Source organism: Pseudomonas sp. GM102, assembly GCF_000282555.1.
GTDB lineage: Bacteria > Pseudomonadota > Gammaproteobacteria > Pseudomonadales > Pseudomonadaceae > Aquipseudomonas.
This window is the reverse complement of the sequence record NZ_AKJB01000114.1, coordinates 1-20,151: the sequence shown is the minus strand read 5'-3', so window position 1 is coordinate 20,151 and position 20,151 is coordinate 1. Positions and strand designations below refer to the sequence as shown.

Below are 20,151 nucleotides of genomic sequence, written 5' to 3'. Positions count from 1 at the left end.
GCGGCGGGCCCACGGAGCAGGACCGGAGCGAGGGCATGCCGAGCCTGGGCGAGGCACCGAACGAAAGGGGCAAAAGCCCTTGGTTACTTGGGGCTTTTCCAAGTGACCCGCCGTAAGGGCGGAACCCTAAGTGGCTATTACCGCAAAAACGGATATGTACACCCTCAAAATCCGGGAAGATGTGTAGATACCCATGCACCAAGGAAGAACACCATGCTGAAAGTAATCGCTCAAGATTTCATCAAACCCGAATACATTGAAACCGTTCGCCCGTGGTACGCCGAACTGGTCGAGAAGACTCGACTGGAACCTGATTGCATTGCTTACGATCTGTTCATCGATCAAAAAGACCCGGGGCACTTTATCTTCGTCGAACAATGGCCGAATAAGGCGGCGCTGGATGCTCATTGCCAGTCTGAGCATTTTCGGCGTCTGGTGCCGCAGATCAATGGTTACCAGGCGAAGGATTGTATTGTTGTGCTGATGGATGCGTTCTGACGTCAACCTCAAGGGGGGTTGCCGCTTCCCCTCGGATAAACAAACGGGCTTCACTGTCCCCTTCCTTTAGCATCAGCACTTGTTTCCAGTGTTTGGGAAACAAGGCGTCGTGTTCAGGACGAGCGTCGCCCGTGACCCACCAGATCCGCTTGGCATTGAGTTTCAAGGTTGAAAAATCGTCGAAGAGAATCGAATGCAGGTGACGGGGGATGAGTGCCCAACCACCGTATTCGGCGGTTCCCCAAAGGGTGCCTGTCGGTGGTTTGAAAGCGTATAACCTCGGCTGAATACCGGTCGAGTTGTAGTACGTAAACGGCAAATACCAATACAGGTTATCCACAACGATCTCGTCACCCGGACGGACTTCGCGACCGAGACCGGCGATCACGGCGTCCAGTTTTGCGTCTTTGCGAATGCTTGTGCCGTTCATCTCATCCGTTTGTGCGTAGACCGCCGAAAGCCCGTGTACTTCTGCCAATAACACCAACGCCATGGCGACAGCGGCAAGAACGGCGTGGCGTTGGCTCCATGCGTCCAGCGCGAGCGCAACGATCAATGGCAACGCGGCAGCCGAGAACACCAGGTATCGGGCATTGAAAACCGGAACGATCAGCGACACCAGCAAAACGGTCAGCACCGGCACAAAGAAATAGCCCACCAACAAGATACTGAAAGGTCGCTCATAGCGTGCCTTGAGCAGCACCACTGCGGCGCAAACAACGATCAACACCGAGGGCAACACCCGCCATAAGGATGAATGACTGACCGCTCCCTCCATCATCACCAGTTGCCAAACGAAGGTCAGCGCTGTTTGCCAGGTGAGCGGCGGTATCCACTCGAGTCCGTCCATTCGCAGCAATTGATCGATGAAATCGGGTAGCCATGGCAGGTACAACACGACGATTGCGCAATTGGCCAAGACCCACGCACGGATCGGTATTGCCGTGGACCGACCGCCATCTCTCACTCGCCACCAACACAGCCAATGCACCAAAACACACAGCGCGGCGAAGTAGTGCGTATAGAAAGCAGCCGTCATCAACAGCGCGTAAAAAACCGGATGACGTTTTTGAGCCGGGGCCTTGATCCAGCACACCAGCGCCACGGTCGCACCCATCAGCCAAAAGCCGAGCAAGGTGTACATGCGCACTTCCTGGCTGTAGCGCACCGATATCGGTAGCAATGCCAACAACAATGCCGCTATCCAGGTCGCCTTTCGCGTTGTCACCAGGCTCATCAATTTAATGCTCAGCAACAGCGTGCCGACATCGGCCAGTGCACTCAGAGACCGCGCAGACAACACGCCATTACCGAACAGCACCATCCAGAAATGCAGCAAGACATAGTAAAGCGGCGGATGAACATCCCGCGCCGTTGTAGCCCAGATATACGCAGGCGAGCCCTCGGCCAGCAGCAGGCTGTAGGCCTCGTCGTACCAGATGACCGGCACGGTGATGGAGTGAAACCTTGCGAACAACGCGAGGACGATCACCGCCACCAGACCTGCCCTGTCGGCCATCCGGGCTGGAAAAATTTCGGAAGGAATCGAAGAGGTAATCACCAGGTTCACCACTGAAGCGTGGTGATCGGGGTTGGCTCCTTCATGACGATAAAACCGTAATCACCCAGCAGATAGATGCGGTAAAACTTGCTCTCCACCAGCGGCGGATAAGCCTGGTAACCCATCAGGGTCGCGTTGCGCCGCTCCCTCTCGGCAACCACATTGGTGATGCCCGCCTTCGGCAGGTTTTCAGCCAGCATGAAGAAGTTGATGTTCAGCAGATAATGCAAGACCGGCATCCGCTTGAACGAACCCGCGGCCCCCACCAGCCAGTGATCGGAATAACTCACCGACAGGTAAATGCGCTTGGCCTCGTGCAGTTGCCGATGGGCCGCAATGTCATGCCCCAGGGAAAACAACGCGCTGGACGCAAAGGTGTTCTGCACTGTCAGCACGCGACCATAGGCGTAAGACAACGAAAGCATGGCCAACAGAGGCACCGCCAACAGCATCGGTAGCCGCTCATGAATGGGCGCCAGCGCCAGATGGCTCAAATAGAACAACAGCACCAGCAACACTGCAAAGCCCATCAAGGTTCTGGCGCCTTCATTGAAGTCGCGAAAAAACAGCGCAGCACCCGACACCAGCAAGGTCACGACCGGCACGGTCAGCACACACACCAGGCCCATCACGATTTTTCTCAGCCCGGTGTCGTGGCGTTCCATCACGTTGTGGGCCAACCGTGCGCTGCCCACCAAGGCACACAACAGCAGCATGGCGAACACCCAGGTGAATCCACCGTGAAACAGCAGCGCGACTTTTTCCAGCACCCGGCCGATGTTGATTTCAAGTTGCAGCAAGGGCTCTGCTGCCCAGTTCAGCAACAAGACGCGATCATGATTCATGTAGGGATAAGCCGTGACGCTGTAGATCAACCCACCCAGCCCCACCTGGGCGACTTTCCAGCCGATCAATTCGTACCACTGCCGCCAGGCCCATTTGTCATTCGCGCCCCTGAGCAGCTCCAGGCAACACAGGCCCAGAAACACATTGAGGCTCACCTGATAAAGCCCCAGCGCCAGCGCAATCAGGAAAGCTGGCACCAGCCATTGCAGAATGCGCGAGGGATGACGAAAAGTGATCGTGTAAATCACCGCCACCAAGCTCAAGGCATTGGCCGGCCCGTCGTATTGATAAGACAGGTTCTGCAGGAAGAACGGGTTGTACCAGAGTGGCAACAGCACCAGGCAGCAGGATAGTGTCGGCCGTGGGTAGTAATGGAAGGTCAGACTGGTCAACGCAAAAGCCATGGCCAGCGTGGCGATCAACAGCGGCAATGGAAAGATGTTCGGTGCGCCATCGCTGAACGTCAGCAGGTTGTAGAACAGCTCGGTGAACAACCGCCCCTGCCCCGCCCATTCCGTACCGGCCGACAGCGAGCGCCAGTTGTCATCGATGTAGGGATAGTCCGCCAGGATCAGTGGAATGACATAAACCAGGGTCGCGATCAGGAAAAACAGCCAGACCCGACGATACCCGAGTTCTCTGCTGAAAAAGTCGCCCAGTCTGCCCATGCTAAAGCCCGACCCGGTCTTTGCCGCCAATGACGTCTTTGACCACATAACGGGGCCGGTGCTTGGCTTCGATATAGATGCGGCCGACATACTCGCCGAGGATGCCGATACCGATCAATTGGACGCCGCCGAGAAACAGAATGGCCGTCATCAGCGAGGGGTAACCGGGGACATTGTTACCGAAGAAAATCTTGTCCAGCACCATGTATACCGCGTACAGCACCGCGAAGATCGAGATACCGCCACCGATGTAAGTCCACAACCGCAATGGCACGGTGCTGAACGAAGTAATGCCTTCCAGCGCCAGGTTCCACAGTTTCCAGCCATTGAACTTGCTGCTTCCCGCTACTCGCCCGGCCCGCTCGTATTCCACCACTGCAGTGGTGAACCCGGCCCAGGACAGAACACCCTTCATGAACAACTGATGCTCGGGAAGCGCGCGAATCACATTGACCACCTTGCGGTCCATGAGTCGGAAATCCCCGACGTTTTCTTCGATCCGGGTGTAGGAAATCCTGTTCAGCAAATGATAGAAGAGCGACGCGCTGTGGCGTTTCAAATAACTGTCACTGTCACGATTGCGGCGTTTGGCGAGCACCACATCGGCGCCCTTTTGCCACTCGGCAATCAACTGCGGGATGACGCTGATCGGATCCTGCAGGTCCACGTCCATGGGGATCACCGCATCGCCGGTGGCGTATTCGAGCCCCGCGAACAGCGCCGGCTCCTTGCCGAAGTTGCGCGAAAAATTGATCAGCAATACCTGTTCATCGACCTGTGCCAGCGCCTTGGCTTGCTCAGCTGTCTGGTCGGTACTGCCGTCGTTGATGAACACGATCTCGACCTCACACGGGTCAAGTTTCAATTCGCGACGCACCGCCTGATAGAACAGATTGATCGCCTGCTCTTCATTGAATACCGGGACAATCAGCGAAACTTTCACATTTCACACTCCTGAGAAACGAAGTGTAGATGTTCGACAGACCGCCATCAGGGGGCGTTCTGGTGCGCGAGCTGCCCGGCAGACCGACGGCTACGCCGTTCAATTCGTTAGCTATAGGCAGCTGAGACATTCGGTAATATCCAGCCTTTTGCAATTACCCGCGAATCACGCCACCCTGCGCGCCGCTGTAGGAGCGAGCTCCTACCCAACAACCCCGTTCAAGAGCCTGCCTTCATGACGTTTGAACGCGATCACCGAATCGACTTTTTTCGCGGCCTGGCGCTGATCTTCATCTTCTGGGATCACGTGCCGCAAAACCCGCTCGCGCAGTTAACGGTGCGTAATATTGGCTTCAGCGATGCGGCGGAGATTTTCGTGTTCCTGGCCGGTTACGCGGCCGTGCTGGCCTACGGCAAAATCGCCCGGCGCGACGGTTTCATGGTCGCTACGGTGAAAATCCTGCGACGCGCCTGGGTGCTTTATGTGGTGCATATTTTTTTGCTGGCGCTGTTGATGGGCATCGTGTTTTTCGCCAACAGCCACGTGGAAACCCGTGACTTGGTGCAGGAAATGGGCTTGCAGTATTTCCTCAGCAATCCGCAGCAGGCGTTGATGGATGAGTTGTTGCTGCGCTTCAAGCCGAACCTGATGGACCCGTTGCCGCTGTACATTTTTTTGCTGCTCGGCCTGCCGCTGGTGCTGCCGATGCTGCTGCGCAAACCTGAATACGTGGTGGGGTTGTCGGTGGTCTTGTACCTGCTGGCGCCATGGCTTCAGTGGAACCTGGCGGGCACCGACGGTGGCGTGTGGTTTTTCAATCCGATGGCCTGGCAGCTGCTGTTTATTCTCGGCGGCGCGGCAGCGATTCATGGGCAAAGGCCTCGGGTGCCGCAACCTCGACCACTGATTCGGCAGCCGGTTTTTATCGCAGCGCTGATCTATTTGCTGCTGACCGGGCTGATCGCAGTGGCGTGGAAATGGCCGACCGTGCATGACGCCTTCATGCCTCAACAGCTCGGTGAATGGCTCTATCCGATCAGCAAGACCAACCTCTCTCCGGCGCGCCTGCTGCACTTCCTCGCCCTCGCCTACGTCACCGCCAGGTTGTTGCCGGACACGGGCTGGACGCAGCACTGGCTGGCGCGGCAAAGCTGTCGCATGGGGCGGTATTCGTTGGAAGTGTTTTGCCTTGGTGTGTTGCTGGCGCCGTTGGCAGACATGCTCAATGCCTTGGGCGGGAATGCACTGGCGATGCAGGTATTCAGTGCACTGCTGGGAGTCGGGTTGATGGTGCTGCTGGGGGCCTGGCTGGATTTCAACAAGCGGTTGAATCGCTCGATGGTGGTGTCGGTAGCTTAAGATCCACAATACAAAAGCCCCGGTCATCTAAACCGGGGCTTTTGCATTTCTGGCGTTACAGACTCAAGAAGCCGAACGCACCGCACCTTGCGACACATTGCTCGGTTGCAACTTGAACACGTAGAACAACACCGTCAGCAGCACCAGGAAAGCAGGCCCGACATACAGCGCCACGCGAGTGTCCGGGAAGTACGCCATCAGGCCGACCACCAGCACCAGAAATGCCAGCGCCAGGTAAGAACTGACCGGGTACAGCCACATGCGGTATTTGAGACCGGCACGTTCGCTGGCGCTCAGGCCTTGGCGGAATTTGAGCTGGGCCAGCAGAATCATCACCCAAGTCCAGATCGCGCCGAAGGTGGCAATCGCGGTGACCCAGACGAAGACTTTCTCCGGCACCAGATAGTTAAGCAACACGCCCAGCAGCAACGCACCGATCGACAGCAACAGCGCACGACGCGGCACGCCGTTGTTCGAGGTCTTGGCGAAACCGGCCGGGGCCTGGCCGTTCTGCGCCAGGCTGTAGAGCATGCGCCCGGTGCTGAAAATGCCGCCGTTGCAGGACGACAGCGCAGCGGTGATCACCACGAAGTTGATGATGCCGGCGGCGGTCTTGATACCCAGGCGCTCGAAGGTCATCACAAACGGGCTGCCCTGGGTGCCGATTTCGTTCCACGGGTAGATCGACAGGATCACGAACAAGGCGCCGACGTAGAACAGCAGAATCCGCCAGAACACCGAGCCGATTGCATTGGGGATGGTCTTCTGCGGGTTCTTGGCTTCACCGGCAGTCAGGCCGATCATCTCGACGCCGAGGTAGGCGAACATCACCATTTGCAGGGACATCAACACGCCTTGCACGCCGTTGGGCATGAAGCCGCCGTGAGCCCAGAGATTGGAAATCCCTAGCGCCACACCTTCGTTGCCGAAGCCGAAAGCGATCACGCCGATGCCGCCGAGCACCATCGCAATGATGGTGACGATCTTGATCAGGGCGAACCAGAATTCGAACTCACCGAAGGCTTTCACCGCGATCAAGTTGATCGAGCCCATGCTGACCAACGCCGCCAGTGCCCAGATCCAGCGCGGCACGTCGGGGAACCAGACGCCCATGTACACCGCCACCGCGGTGATTTCCGCGACGCAGGTCACCAGCCACAGGAACCAGTAGTTCCAGCCGGTCAGAAAGCCTGCCAATGGGCCGAGATAGTCTTGTGCATAACGGCTGAACGAGCCGGCGACCGGGTTGTGCACGGCCATCTCGCCGAGGGCGCGCATGATCACCAGGATCGCCAGACCGCCGATGATGTAGGAGAGCATGATGGCCGGACCGGCCATTTCGATGGCCTTGGCCGAACCCAGGAAAAGGCCGACGCCGATACAGGCACCGAGCGCCATCAAGCGAATATGCCGTTCGCCGAGTTCGCGTTTAAGCGGGCCGCCCTGAGCGGTCTCGCCGTGAGGCAGGTGATTGCCAACTGGCATAGGGGTACCTCGTCTTGTTATTGGATATGACCACCGAGTGTCGAAGCACCGACCGATAAGCCAGCGCTTCTGCGAAACCGGGCCTGCTTCATGGGCAGACGCGTCTTGCAGGACAAAACCTGCAAGATCAGCGGGGCGTGCAGTATAAAAAGCTTCCGACAGGGTTTTTCACTCTATAAACCACAACATTCAGCCATAACTCTCGGCAAAAGCGCGGTTTTCGGAGGGGCATTACCTGACTTATGTAGGATTATTCACCACTGAAACGGCGCCGAGTATTGCACAGCAATGGTGCATCGTCATGCCCCTATCCAGGCAGAATTTAGCGCTTTGATGCGTCTAGTTCGGCCATTACAGACGACACAGCCCCTGTGGCAAGGGAGCTTGCTCCCGCTCGGCTGCGCAGCAGTCGCAAACCCAACACACCGGTTTACCTGGCAGATCACGTTTGCAGGGATAGGGCCGCTTCGCAGCCCAGCGGGAGCAAGCTCCCTCGCCACAAAAGCGCCTGGATCCTTCATGGATCTCGGAAATTTCAGTCAGAAGTTGCAGCTTCACCTGTGTAAATAGGGGGCTAAGGTCAAATGAGGATCACTACAAAAGGACGCAAGGAATGCATCCACATCCCAATTCCCATTTGCTACGCCATGGACGCTGTTCGGAACAGGGTCGGGCCTATCTCATCACCGCGGTTGTGCATCAACGCCGCCGAATATTCACGGACTGGCGGCTGGGGCGCCTGTTAGTCGCCGAGTTCAAGCGAGCCCACGACCAAAAATGGGTCAACTCAATAGCATGGGTCGTCATGCCAGATCACTTCCATTGGTTGGTACAACTCGAACAACACTCCCTGGCGCAACTCATGCAAGCCACCAAATCTCGCAGCACCCTCACCATTAACCGAGCGTCAAACAATGAAGGAGCTTTCTGGCAAACCGGCTATCACGATCGGGCAATCCGCGATGGCGAAGAGCTTCTGCCTTTTGCTCGTTACATTGTTGCCAATCCGCTACGGGCAGGATTAGTGGAAAAAATTGGCGACTACCCGCTGTGGGATGCCTGCTGGCTTTGAACCTTGTGGCGAGGGAGCTTGCTCCCGCGCCACAGGTCACAAGTCACAAGTCACAAGTCACAAGCAATGGTGCGTACCGATATTTGGTTATTCACAATTTTTTCACCAACGCCAACCACCGTCTAAGCTTCTAACAAGTCCGATCAATCTGCGTGAATGGATCAGTCGACTATGGGCGCTTTGTGGCAAACCGATTCGAGTGAAACTGTGGTTCCGACTGAAAGAGTGGATGAAGCGCCTTTACCTGAGAAACCCCGTCGTTCCCGGCACGGCTGGGGGGCGTTCTGGTTGCTGCTGCTGATTATTCTGATTGTCCTGGGCCTCGCCGCGGCCAAGGAAATGCGCACATCCAAGTTTCAGGCCCGGGAAATCAGCAAATATGCCGCCTCGCTGAAATACGAGCTGCAACCTGGCCCCAGCGATGCGATTCGCTATCCTGGCGCAGGCCCGTTCGATCAGCGATTGGGTTACAGCGCCCTGGATGAGTTTCTGCCGCGCCTGCTAAAGCGTGATTACGTGGTGTCAGCACAAACCCGCTTTTCCCCGGCACTGATGAAGTACAGCGACAAGGGCTTTTTCGTGCCCTATGCAGAAAAAATCCAGGCGGGGCTGTCGATCACCGATTGCCGCGCGGCACCGCTGTACCAGTTCAACTATCCACAACAACTCTATTCGAGCTTTGCGACGATCCCTCCGGTAGTGGTCAGCAGTTTGCTCTTCATCGAAAACCGCTTTTTGCTCGATCCCCGTCAGCCTTTGGCCAACCCCGCAGTGGACTGGCCACGGTTCGGCATGGCGGCGTGGTCTCAGGTGGCCAAGTTGTTGCGCCTGCCCGGTCAGTCGGCGGGCGGCAGTACGCTGGCAACGCAGCTTGAAAAATATCGACACTCGCCCGATGGCTTGACAATGTCGGGGGCGGAAAAGATCCGGCAAATGATTTCCGCCAGCGTGCGGGCCTATCAGGCGGGCCCGGAAACCCTCCAGGCACGGCAAAATGTGATTCGTGACTACCTCAACAGTGTTCCGCTGTCGGCAGTACCGGGTCACGGTGAAGTGCATGGCATGGCCGAAGGTTTGCGCGTCTGGTACGGCGCCGATTTCAACCAGGCCAACGAACGGCTGGCCAGCACCGACACCGACCCGAAAAGTCTGTCGGAAAAAGGCCTGGCCCTGCGGGAGATACTGTCACTGATGATCGCTCAGCGTCGCCCTTCCCATTACTTGACCAAGGGCCGTGATGAATTGGCCAATCTCACTGACAGCCATATTCGCCTGCTGGCGCAGAATGGCGTGATCGATGCGCCACTCGCGGCAGCAGCATTGGCCAGTAAAGTGACTTACCGCGACTGGGCCACCCAGCCCACCATTCAGCCCATCGAAACCAACAAGGGCATCAGTGTGGCGCGCAGCCGTCTGGGCGGGTTGCTCAACCGTCCACTGTATGACCTCGACCGTCTCGACCTGTCAGCCACCAGTACGCTGCAAGGCGAGTTGCAAACCCAGGCCACGGCGTACCTCAAGCATCTGGCCGACCCAGCTTATGCAGCGGAAATCGGCCTGATTGGCGAACGTCTGCTCACCCCCACCAGCACCGCGCAGGTGCGCTACAGCTTCACCCTGTTCGAACTGACTCCGGACGGCTCACGAGTGCGGGTGCAGACCGACAGCACCGACCAGCCGTTCGACATCAATGAAGGCAGCAAGCTGGAACTGGGCTCCACGGCAAAAATGCGCGTGCTCACCACTTACCTGCAAATCATCGCCGAACTGCACGATAAGTACGCAACGATGAGCGTTCCTGAACTGAAAAAAGTCGAGGTTCCGGACCAGGACCGTCTGAGCCGCTGGGCCGTCGATTACCTGATACAGAACAAAGATCACAACCTGCCGAACATGCTGAGTGCCGCGCTGGATCGCAAATACTCCGCCAGCCCTGGCGAGGCCTTTTTCACGGGTGGCGGGCTGCACACATTCAATAACTTTCGCAAGGAAGACAACGGCCGCATGCCGACCCTGCGTGATGCCATTCGTGAGTCGATCAACCTGCCGTTCATTCGCCTGATGCGTGACCTGGTGCGCTACACCACCTATTCCGGTCCCAACAACAGCGCCGAATTGCTCAAGGACGATCGCGACCCTCGGCGTCAGGAATACCTGGCCTCATTCGCCGATAAAGAAGGCACCTCGTTCCTGCTGAAGTTCTGGAAGAAATACCGCAACAAGGACACCAAGGCGCGGCTCGAAACCTTTCTCGACGGCATGCGCCCGACCCCGATTCGCATGGCCGCCGTGCATCGTTATCTATTCCCCCAGGCTGACCAGGAAAGCTTCAACACCTTCGTACGCTCGCACCTCAAAGGCGCCAAGCTCAATGAAAAACTGACCGACGAACGCCTTGAACGTCTCTACCTGAGTTATGGCCCTGGCAGTTATGACCTGCCAGACCAGGGTTTCATTGCCAAGGTTCACCCGCTGGATCTGTGGTTGATCGGCTACTTGCTGAACAACCCCGACGCCAAGTTCAGCCAGATCGTCAAAGCCAGCCAGTTCGAGCGTCAGGAAGTCTATAGCTGGCTGTTCAAGAGTCGACACAAGGGTGCCCGCGACAGCCGAATCCGCACCATGCTGGAGATCGAGGCGTTCCTCGACATACACCAGCGCTGGCAGAAAGTCGGCTATCCGTTCGATCATCTGGTGCCCTCGCTGGCCACCGCCATCGGTAGCTCCGGCGATCGCCCGGCGGCATTGGCGGAGCTGATCGGCACTATTCTCAACGACGGTGTGCGCATGCCGACGCTACGTATCGACAGCCTGCACTTTGCGGCGGATACGCCCTATGAAACCCGCCTGATCAATAACCCTGTCGTCGGCAAACGCGTGATGCCTTCCGAGGTGGCAACTGCCATGCGTGAGGCTTTGTCGCAAGTGGTGGACGCCGGCACCGCCAAACGTGTGGCGGGCAGTTTCAAACTGGCTGACGGTAGCCCGTTGGCCATGGGCGGCAAAACCGGTACCGGCGACAACCGCATTGAAGCCATCGGTTCCGGCGGGCGGATTCTCAGCTCGAAATCGATCAACCGTACCGCGACCTTCGTGTTCTACATTGGTGACCGGCATTTCGGCACCCTCACCGCCTATGTTCCAGGGCGCACGGCTGAGAACTTCAAGTTCACCTCGGCGTTACCGGTGCAAGTGCTCAAGGGCATGGCGCCGATTTTGTCGCCTTATCTGCTACCGGGAACCCTGTGCCAAGGAGCCGTGACAACGGCTGGACGCTAAGCCGTGGGTCAACAGACCTGCCCGGTGTGGCGGTATCTATATATTTTTCACTCTTCAATTTTGAGAGGTTTGAGTCGAAACCAGCGCAATTTCGAACGTATATTTGAGCTTTTTTTGGGCAAGCCGCTTACCTAGTCTGGTCGCTCCACTATTGATCAATGGACGATCAAGCAATGCCCAATTTCCCCCCGACACTTCTACCAACAGATCAGGCCTCAATCGCTCTCCCCGCCAAAAGCACGCACTATGAGTTGATCAAGAAGGCCATCCCTTCCTGGCTGCTGAACGCTTCAGCGCCACAAGTCCAAGCGCTGAAGAACGTCAGACTGACGATTCCCGACTGGCAACAGAGCGCTTCGGTCGCTGCACACCGAAGCTTGAGGAATGACCTCAAGCTCAACTGGAACGCGCAAAACAGCGTCGAGCAAGCACTGAGCAACCTGCAGGATGTGTACGCCTTTGCCAAACCCTTACTGCAACAGGTTCTGAAACAACGCTTCGGTGTAGACGATGACGTCGAGCAAACCTGGCTGCGGCTGTATGCACCGGTGAACACGTCGTGGTGGGTGCATGACTTTGCATCAGGCACTCAAAGCCGAACCGTTTCCTTGCTGGATGCGGCGCTGCACAACTTTTCGGGTAACGAAACATTCACGGCCGATTCCGAATTCATTACTCGCCCCGACGCCCGGGGTCATTTCGCGATAAAACAGCTTAAGCACAAAATGAGCGTCGATCAGTTCAAGGCACTGTGTCGCGAACTGAACATCGGCGCTCGATACGAACAACACCTTAACGAGCTTTTACTGTCGACAAACAAAGTGGCCAGCAATGTCTTGCGCCACAAAGTCATTCTCAGCCAGAAGAGCGCGCTCAATGTCGCGGCGCAAATGGCCCTGATGAAAAACGACATCGGCCAGGACGCCTATGACGTGGTACAGGGCATGCTCGATGACCGCAGAAATCTACGCTGGAACGGCCAGGCCATCAGTTATTACAACCTGGCGATGATGGATGCGCGTCTGATCGGCATTGTCCTGATCTGCGCCGATGTCTCCACCGCCACCGGTCCTGTCCCGGTGATCGCTTACGTTCCCCATGACCCGGAACACCCGCTCAAGCAATACCCGTCGTCGCTCGAATTTATGGCTGAACTGACGCGGCAGCTACGCGATGGTGCCTCTGCCACAAGCTATCAACGGTTTTTCAGCCAGTTCGTGAACCATCAACAACGGGGGCATTTTTTTGCCGGATTGAATGACCGTCTGGGTAAAGTCCAATGGCAGCCCGCCGCACCGGGTTCCAACCTGCCGAGTTGGCGTGAAACGCCAGTGGATAACCCCAACCTACAGTTCAACCTGTCGAAGATTCAGGAGGATCGCGAGACGCGCTTCACCGGTGATCTATGGGGCTACTTCTACCGGCAAAAACTGAACAAGATCCTCAATGACGCCCGGGAAATCGCGATTTCCACCGAGTACGCCGACCGCATGGCACGTTGGACCTGGTGGGACAATCTGGAAAAAATGCTCTCGGACATCCTCAACGTGGCACTGCTGGTGGCGACACCGCTTGTCCCTTTTCTGGGCGAGTTGATGCTGGCCTATACGGCGTATCAACTGCTCGACGGCGTATTCGAAGGCGTAGTGGATCTGGCCGAAGGTCATTTGGCCGAGGCTGGGGAGCAAGCCATCGGCGTGCTGGAAAGCATTGTCCAGCTCGGCGCCTTCGCCGCCGGTGCAAACCTCGGCCACGTTGCCGGGATGAAGCTCTCATCGTTTGTAGAAGGGTTGAAACCGGTGCAGTTGGCGGATGGCCAGACGCGGCTGTGGAATCCCGATCTCACACCTTACCGATTGCCGAAACAGGCGCTGCCAGCACAGACCCGGCCCGACGCCCATGGGCTGCATCCGGTGGGCGACAAGCAGTTGCTGCAACTGGATCAGCACCTGTTCGAAGTGGTGAAGGATCCGACCACCGGTCAGCATCGTATCCGCCACCCGCGACGACCCGAAGCCTATGCGCCCACCCTCGATCACAATGCCCGTGGTGCCTGGGTCTGCGAAACGGAAAACCCGCGCCAGTGGGAAGGTACGCAACTGATGCGACGGATCGGGCATAGCACCGATGGCTTCAGCGATGCGCAACTGGAGCAGATTCGCCTGCTCACCGGCACCGACGAAGACATCCTGCGACGCATGCATGTGGAAAACGCACCGCCGCCACCGTTGCTGACCGATACCCTGGTGCACCTGGGCACCACGCCGGACGATGCGGCGGCACCGCTCTCCCCTGAAGTCAGTCAGGTGTTGGTTGACTGCCCGCAGCTAACGCCCATCCTCGCAGAGAGGGTGATTGCCCAGGCCAGGCCTATGGAACTGCAGCAGATCGCGCAGCGCCGCCGTTTGCCTTTGCGTTTGAGAACAACCGCCCGCGAGCTGCAGTTTGAGCTGCAGTCCGTCAGGGCTGCCCAGGGCTTGCAGCGCGAAGCACTGAGCAACATCGACAGCGAACGCCTGATCCTCGGCGCCTTGCGCCACTACAGCGATACCTTCGGTGCGTTGCGTATCGAAATCCGCGAGGGGACGTTCGATGGCGAGTTACGTTGCAGTGCCGGTGCCGAGTCAGCCGAACGGATCCGGGTGCTGGTGCGTATCGCGCCCGAGCGCTATCTGGTGCGCGATGGCGAAAACCAGCCGATCCATGAAGCGAGCGGTCTGTATGAAGCGATCCTCCACGCCATGGACAACGAAGGTCGCAGTGTCCTGGGCTATCGTCCGACCGAAGCAGAACAGTTCAAGCAGTGGATCATCGCCAAGACCACGGCTCCGAGCGAACGCCGCACCGTATTGGCCAGTGCCCCCATACGATCGGTTGTCCAGCACGACACGCTGTTTCTGGTGCGCGGGGGAGGTCTGAGCAAAGACGCCGCCACCCTGCAGGAGCGCATTCAAGACTTGCATCCGCATTTCAGCCCACGTGAGGTCGATGCGTTTGCCGATGCCCTGACCGAACAGGGCGAGCCCCTAAAAGCCATCGAAAGGCATGAAAACGAGCTTGATGAACTGCGGGTGATAGTCCATCGCTGGCGCTACCAGCAACCGGAAAGCTGGGGGCCGGGCAGTCAGGGGTTCCGCGACGGCGGCGGGCTGCATATCTACGAATGTCTGTTGGACTGTTTCGAACGCAAGAACGCAGAACTGGGCAACCGCGCCGATCCGTCTTCCTATGCCCTCGACCTCTCTCGGGAAATGCTGTCCCTGGATCTGGAAACCTGGTGGGCGAAGCGCCCCGAGCTGAAAAAATTCCTCGACAAGGTCACGGTACTCAAACTCGACAACACGCGCTTTTCCAGTGACTCGAACGGTCTGCTCAAGGACTTCCCGCACCTGGTGGAACTCAGCGCCAAAGACTGCGAGCTGACACGCCTGCCCACCCGCATCGGCACCACGTTGCGCCGCCTCGAACGCCTGCGGCTCAGCGACAATCACATCGTGCTGGATACCGCGGCCGTCGAGCGGTTGCGCAGCCTGACATACCTGGAAGTCTTGAGACTGGAAGACAACCCGCTGGGCCTGTCACCCGACCTTTCGCGCATGCCCCGTCTCAAGGTCGTCATCCTGAAAAATACCGGGCTGGACACCTGGCCCGAAGGCACGCTGGCCAGACCTCGGCCACGGGGTTTCCTTCTCGACCTGCGCGGTAATCCCCTTACACATATCCCTGAGGTTGTGACAGGTTCCGATGCGCAGTGGCTGGTGGCCCGAACGCGACTGGACGTCGTCAGCCTGTCGGAGATCAACCAGGTGCGCTACCAGGCACACCGCCGTTCGATGGCGTTGCCACCGGAACCCGTCATTCCTCCCGGCCCATCGCAAAACAGATCGATCGTCTCGACGTATGGCGCCGACTATTGGGGCGATGTGCCAGGCTGGGGGCTCGACCGGGAAACCCCTTGGTCGGAACTGGTGGACGAACTTGCCGCCCAACCGTTCATGGCGACCTTGCTCAGTGTGCGTGACTTTGCCGATTACCGCGCCGGCGGAGCGATCAGGGATCAACTGATGCAGCGCGTCTGGCGCATGCTCGATGCGGTGCATGTCGACAGCCGATTGCGGGAAAAACTGTTCACCATGGTGGTCGCACCGGTGGACTGCGCCGATGCCGGCGCGCAGTTGTTCAACCACATGGGCATCAACGTGCTCGCTTACGAAGCCTATACCTACTCCATCGAACCGGCAGAGCTTGAACGCAAACTGGTGACCCTGGCCAAAGGCGCGGCGCGGCTGGACCACGTGAACGAGATTGCCAGGGCCGATGTCGCCAGCCGTGGAGGCAACCCTGATGATGTTGAAGTCTATCTGGCCTACCAGACCGGACTGGCGAAACGCCTCGGCCTGCCCTGGCAATCCGAAGGCATGCTGTATCGGCCAGTGTCCGGTGTCACCGACGCAATGATCGATCAAGCCTACGACACGGTATTGGCACTGGGTGAAGGTGATGGTCTGGTGAACAAGATGCTCGAACAGGACTTCTGGGTAAACTACCTGGGCGAACGGTATCCGGTGCGGCTGGAAACGAACAAACAACAGCATCTGGCCAAGTACGAGCTGCTTGAGGTCCTGCGATCCACCCAGCGTGAATGGGTCGAGTCAACACAATTGTCGGATCTTGAACGCGCCGCTCTGCGCAACCGCCTAAGGGATCTCGCGAATGATTTATCGGTGCCGGAAACGGTGGTCTTTGCCGATGACCCCATCAGCGAGGCGACCTTCAACAGGCTGCTTGTCGACTTGGGTGACGATGAAAAAGAACTGTCGAGGCGACTGACCCGCGCGGCACTGGGGCGCGCCGGCCAGTAAACCAGCCCATTGCAGCCTGACGGCAGAAATGCCGGCAGGCTTGCAGATAAAATCAAATCGCCGTTCGGGCCGAGGCATGGTTGGCGCGAATGGGCGCGTGAATCAAATTGAATCGGCACCTGCAAACTGAAGAATCGGGTTCACGGTGCCGCGGCACTGAAGACCAATTGCACATTCCCGTAGTAACGACCCGGCTTGTACCCACCTGCTGGCACTTTCGGCTGGATGTGCAGGGGAAAACGCCCGCCGGCAACAGCCTGAGCACGCGACAGCACTTCACGGGGCAGTGGGTCATGGCTCAATTCCTTGCCGTTGAAACTGACAAGCAGGTAGATGTTCTGCTCATCGCGCCCGTTGGACAGATAGGGCTCGCTGTCCAACCGTGCGTGGATGGCGCTGCTGTCGTGCTTGACGTCAAAGTTCTTGCGCAGCCCTTCCAGCGTCGAGGTGTGAATATTCCACGGCAGGACTTGCTCGCGATGAATCCAGTTCGATTCGGCTGGTATCACATAGAAACCCAACGTCGGAATATCCACCGACACTTCGAATCGGTGCTCTTCCCGTGCGGCGAACGCGAGGGAACTCATCAGTGCCGTGACGCCTGTCCACAAGGCGATGGCCGATAGCTTGATCATTTCAGGTACCTGTTACGTCAAAAAAAGCGGCGGGCAACGACGGTCACTCGCGTGTGCCGGTGGTTACTGGCTGGCAATGTGCAGGGCCTTTTTCGAAGCGCCCTCGACCAGGTTGAAGCGGTATTCACGACCGGGCTGTTTGTCGAACGCGAACTCTTTTCCAGCACGGATGTGGTGCTTGGTGGTGGGCTCGCATTGGTTTTCCTGCTTGATCGAGCAGTTGCGAAACTCATCGACGACCACAGACGTATTGCCGTTGTTGCGAATGCGGTAGGTGCTCGCGCCATTCTCGATCTGGCTGTCGTAGCGACTGTTGTTCGGCCGGACGAAGAACACCGTGCCGAACCCGGTCATGACGTTGACGCCGGCCGACAGGTTCTTTTTATAGTCCTCGCGCTCCTCGCTGGACACCGCGAATTCGTCTTCCTTTTCCGGCACCACCGGGATGAAGCGCACCCGAAAATAGCGCTCGGTGTCGCGCCCGCCCATGAACAACAGGCGTGTGCCCTGCATACCATTGGCCGGAATGATCAGGCGCGCCGGACTGGCCATCAGCCCGTCGCGCGATGTCGCGCCTGGGTCGCTTGTGACCGGTACTTCAGTGGCGATGCCGTCGGCGTCGTAGACGATTTCCAGAATATTGACCTTGACGAAGGCCGTGCTGTCACCGCTGTTGAACACACGCTTGAGGTAGGTGCTTTTGTCGCCATCCAGATAGTCGTACACCGTTCCGACGTTGATTTGCGGTCCGGCCTGAAGGCCGAGGGAAACAACGCTCAAACCCATCAATAGAAACCCACGCATAACATTTAATCCTTGGTCATTGAACACACTGCCGGTACGACTGATCGATGCGTTGCCCATCAGATTTCAGAGTCCCAGATCACAACGACAATGCCGGTATAGGTGCCTGCAACACCGGGCCTCAGCATGAACTCCATTTCCGATTGCGGGACCTCGAAATGCAGGGTTCCCGGTGCCCGGTCCACATAGAAGCCGGGCTTGAACTGCTGCTCATTCCCCGCACCGGTCCTCAATCGCAGGCGTCTCACGGGTTGTCCTGAGAGGTCGGTCAGGCCGTCAGGCAGGCTGACGCTGACGTGCAAGCGGACTCGACGACCGTTATCCGCACTATTCTCCAGTCCGCACTCGGCACCTATTCCGGGGCCGCAATTGATCAGCATCTTGAAACGGGACGACGCCGAAATGTTGAAAGTCTGGTCACGGAACAGTCGCACCGGTCGGCGTCCGGCTTGCAGCCAGCTTTGCCATCCGCCTTGCGGCTCCAACCGGATTTTGTTACCACCGGGAGGAATGTCGACCTTGAGCGTGTGCTGAACATCCAGGACGAAACTCAGCGTCAGATCGGAATCGTCGGGCACCATCACATCGCCCATGTCAAAGTCACCGCCCGGACCGATGCGATAACTCAGGTCACCGGTGTATAGCCCTGAAGACATGCCAAGCGGATTGGGTGTACGCAGTTCATAGGCGAAATCCAGGTACTCGTAGTACATGCCCGGAATCTTGAAACTGGCGGTTTTCACGCAGGTTCCCTGAGTCGGGGTTTTCCAGAAAAACTGGTAAAAATCATCCGAGTACCAACCGACGCCACTGTACTGGCACGGCGACGGGGGGTTTACCCAGCCGCCATACGGGCCGCCCCACAAGGCCCGGTGCCCTTCGAGCGTATTGGCTGCACCTGTAAGGTTGGTGACCTTGTCGTTGAGCACGTACCGCGATCCAAATCCGGCAATGCGCATTTCGACCTGTTCCGCCTCACCGGTTTCGGCATTCGTCACCGTCAATGCACGCCATTGCGCCGGCACGGTGAACATCGAGCTGTTGCGCTGCGAGTCATGGGGTTGCATGGCCCTTGCCGACTCGAACCGCATTGGCAGGCGAATGCTGAAGGTCTGGTTTTCCTCGCACTGATCGGGATAGTCGGCGCAGTAACCACTGACCGGGGTTTTGTTGATGAACGTATTACGCTGCGGATTCGCCGGGTCAGGCCGGAACAACGCCCTGATTTCCTGATTGAGTGCCTCGGCCGGGGGCGTCACAAACAGCGCCAGCAAGCACAGGCATTGCGGCAGATACGTTTTGAGATTGACCATTCAACTGGCCTCCTGACGAGTGAATGACGCATCCGCCAAGGTGTCTGGCGAGCAGCGCAGATCGCCGATCATCAACACGTTGTTTTCACTGCGGTGCTTGGCGGTATCGAGTCGGAACTGACACAACAACTGATCGGCATACCGCACTTCCAGCGTCGGTGAACCGGCATGCATTTCCATCGAGAAGAAGCCGTCGACTTCACTGACGCCACGGCTGGCGTGGTTGATCACGTGATGGCCCTTCAGCGGTTTGCCTTGTGGGTCGACGAGACGGCCGAGCACCGTCAGGGTTTTCATCACGTAGACCTTGCGATACTCCACGCCGCCCTTGTTCAGGTGATAGCGAGTACGGGCCGGTTCGATGCTCGCCGCCGGGGCGTGATTGCCTTCGAAGTCGAAGCTCACCGAACTGTTCTTGTAAGCCGTGAGCGGAATGAAATTTCGCCCCGGGCGCAATGCCGAGCTGCCACCGCTGAGATCGTCGGCACGTAATGCGATGCCGTCGATGTCGGACTCGACGTCGACGATCATCCCCGCGCCGCGTCCTTGATGCTGACTGGTCAGGGCCATGCGCTGGCCACCGACGACCACGGTGCTGTCCAGGTTCAGGCCGCCGGTGAAGTTGTCGTTGAACGATGAGCGCTGGATAAAGCCGTCGCCATTGATTGCATCGGTACGGAAGTTCGCCAGGCTCGACAGACCGACGCCGTAAGTGTCGGTCAGCGCCGTCACGGAGACGCTCTGCAGGATGTGGTCTTGCAGGTCTTTGCGGTAACCGAGCGAGGCGTTGGTGTCGCGGCTGCCGTCACGGGCGGTACGGCTGCCG

Annotated in this window: 13 protein-coding genes; 5 read left to right on the top strand and 8 right to left on the bottom strand. The window is 58.0% G+C overall.

Annotated features, from left to right (window positions below):
- Nucleotides 1–213 precede the first annotated feature (213 nt).
- Entirely contained in the window at nucleotides 214–498 is a 285-nt protein-coding gene (locus PMI18_RS04905) for a putative quinol monooxygenase (protein WP_007905780.1), read from the top strand.
- Here the strand turns inward: PMI18_RS04905 and PMI18_RS04910 are convergent.
- From PMI18_RS04910 to PMI18_RS04920, 3 genes are read right to left on the bottom strand one after another with little or no spacing between them, the layout of a single operon-like run.
- Entirely contained in the window at nucleotides 446–2,017 is a 1,572-nt protein-coding gene (locus PMI18_RS04910; RefSeq protein ID WP_050548156.1) for a glycosyltransferase family 39 protein, read from the bottom strand. The genes PMI18_RS04905 and PMI18_RS04910 overlap by 53 nt on opposite strands.
- Nucleotides 2,018–2,064: 47 nt before the next feature.
- Nucleotides 2,065–3,573 carry a glucosyltransferase domain-containing protein gene (locus PMI18_RS04915; RefSeq protein ID WP_007905776.1) on the bottom strand — a complete coding sequence of 503 codons (1,509 nt, stop codon included), beginning with the start codon at nucleotides 3,571–3,573 and terminating at the stop codon, nucleotides 2,065–2,067.
- Between the two features lies 1 nt (nucleotide 3,574).
- On the bottom strand, nucleotides 3,575–4,516 hold the full coding sequence (locus PMI18_RS04920) for a glycosyltransferase family 2 protein (protein WP_007905774.1): 942 nt from the start codon (nucleotides 4,514–4,516) through the stop codon (nucleotides 3,575–3,577).
- Nucleotides 4,517–4,750: 234 nt separating this feature from the next.
- On the opposite strand from PMI18_RS04920, the gene PMI18_RS04925 reads away from it, so the two are divergent.
- Entirely contained in the window at nucleotides 4,751–5,875 is a 1,125-nt protein-coding gene (locus tag PMI18_RS04925) for an OpgC family protein (RefSeq protein WP_007905773.1), read from the top strand.
- 63 nt (nucleotides 5,876–5,938) lie between these two features.
- On the opposite strand, the gene PMI18_RS04930 is transcribed toward PMI18_RS04925, so the two are convergent.
- Nucleotides 5,939–7,360: an amino acid permease gene (locus PMI18_RS04930; RefSeq protein ID WP_007905772.1), complete on the bottom strand. Its 1,422-nt coding sequence runs from the start codon at nucleotides 7,358–7,360 to the stop codon at nucleotides 5,939–5,941.
- A 613-nt stretch (nucleotides 7,361–7,973) separates the two neighbouring features.
- Here PMI18_RS04930 and PMI18_RS04935 point away from each other — a divergent pair.
- The 3 genes from PMI18_RS04935 to PMI18_RS04945 all read left to right on the top strand — a co-directional run bounded on the left by PMI18_RS04935 (nucleotide 7,974) and on the right by PMI18_RS04945 (nucleotide 16,573).
- Nucleotides 7,974–8,432, top strand: coding sequence for an REP-associated tyrosine transposase (locus PMI18_RS04935; protein WP_007905771.1), 459 nt, complete (start codon nucleotides 7,974–7,976; stop codon nucleotides 8,430–8,432).
- Nucleotides 8,433–8,603: 171 nt separating this feature from the next.
- Nucleotides 8,604–11,711: a transglycosylase domain-containing protein gene (locus tag PMI18_RS04940; protein ID WP_007905770.1), complete on the top strand. Its 3,108-nt coding sequence runs from the start codon at nucleotides 8,604–8,606 to the stop codon at nucleotides 11,709–11,711.
- A 173-nt stretch (nucleotides 11,712–11,884) separates the two neighbouring features.
- Entirely contained in the window at nucleotides 11,885–16,573 is a 4,689-nt protein-coding gene (locus PMI18_RS04945) for a dermonecrotic toxin domain-containing protein (RefSeq protein WP_007905768.1), read from the top strand.
- A 140-nt stretch (nucleotides 16,574–16,713) separates the two neighbouring features.
- On the opposite strand, the gene PMI18_RS04950 is transcribed toward PMI18_RS04945, so the two are convergent.
- From PMI18_RS04950 to PMI18_RS04965, 4 genes are all read right to left on the bottom strand, one after another.
- Nucleotides 16,714–17,208 carry a CS1 type fimbrial major subunit gene (locus tag PMI18_RS04950; RefSeq protein ID WP_007905767.1) on the bottom strand — a complete coding sequence of 165 codons (495 nt, stop codon included), beginning with the start codon at nucleotides 17,206–17,208 and terminating at the stop codon, nucleotides 16,714–16,716.
- A 63-nt stretch (nucleotides 17,209–17,271) separates the two neighbouring features.
- On the bottom strand, nucleotides 17,272–18,012 hold the full coding sequence (locus PMI18_RS04955) for a hypothetical protein (RefSeq protein ID WP_007905766.1): 741 nt from the start codon (nucleotides 18,010–18,012) through the stop codon (nucleotides 17,272–17,274).
- A gap of 59 nt (nucleotides 18,013–18,071) precedes the next feature.
- Nucleotides 18,072–19,325 (bottom strand): hypothetical protein, encoded by a 1,254-nt coding sequence (locus PMI18_RS04960; protein ID WP_007905764.1) that lies wholly within the window; start codon nucleotides 19,323–19,325, stop codon nucleotides 18,072–18,074.
- Nucleotides 19,326–20,151: CS1-pili formation C-terminal domain-containing protein (locus tag PMI18_RS04965; RefSeq protein WP_007905763.1), on the bottom strand; the 826-nt coding region annotated here is incomplete at its 5' end.

Coding starts and splice junctions, on each gene's coding strand:
- PMI18_RS04905 (WP_007905780.1), top strand. CDS start 214: ATGCTGAAAGTAATCGCTCAAGATTTCATCAAACCCGAATACATTGAA.
- PMI18_RS04910 (WP_050548156.1), bottom strand. CDS start 2,017: ATGGCCGACAGGGCAGGTCTGGTGGCGGTGATCGTCCTCGCGTTGTTC.
- PMI18_RS04915 (WP_007905776.1), bottom strand. CDS start 3,573: ATGGGCAGACTGGGCGACTTTTTCAGCAGAGAACTCGGGTATCGTCGG.
- PMI18_RS04925 (WP_007905773.1), top strand. CDS start 4,751: ATGACGTTTGAACGCGATCACCGAATCGACTTTTTTCGCGGCCTGGCG.
- PMI18_RS04930 (WP_007905772.1), bottom strand. CDS start 7,360: ATGCCAGTTGGCAATCACCTGCCTCACGGCGAGACCGCTCAGGGCGGC.
- PMI18_RS04935 (WP_007905771.1), top strand. CDS start 7,974: ATGCATCCACATCCCAATTCCCATTTGCTACGCCATGGACGCTGTTCG.
- PMI18_RS04940 (WP_007905770.1), top strand. CDS start 8,604: ATGGGCGCTTTGTGGCAAACCGATTCGAGTGAAACTGTGGTTCCGACT.
- PMI18_RS04945 (WP_007905768.1), top strand. CDS start 11,885: ATGCCCAATTTCCCCCCGACACTTCTACCAACAGATCAGGCCTCAATC.
- PMI18_RS04950 (WP_007905767.1), bottom strand. CDS start 17,208: ATGATCAAGCTATCGGCCATCGCCTTGTGGACAGGCGTCACGGCACTG.
- PMI18_RS04955 (WP_007905766.1), bottom strand. CDS start 18,012: ATGCGTGGGTTTCTATTGATGGGTTTGAGCGTTGTTTCCCTCGGCCTT.
- PMI18_RS04960 (WP_007905764.1), bottom strand. CDS start 19,325: ATGGTCAATCTCAAAACGTATCTGCCGCAATGCCTGTGCTTGCTGGCG.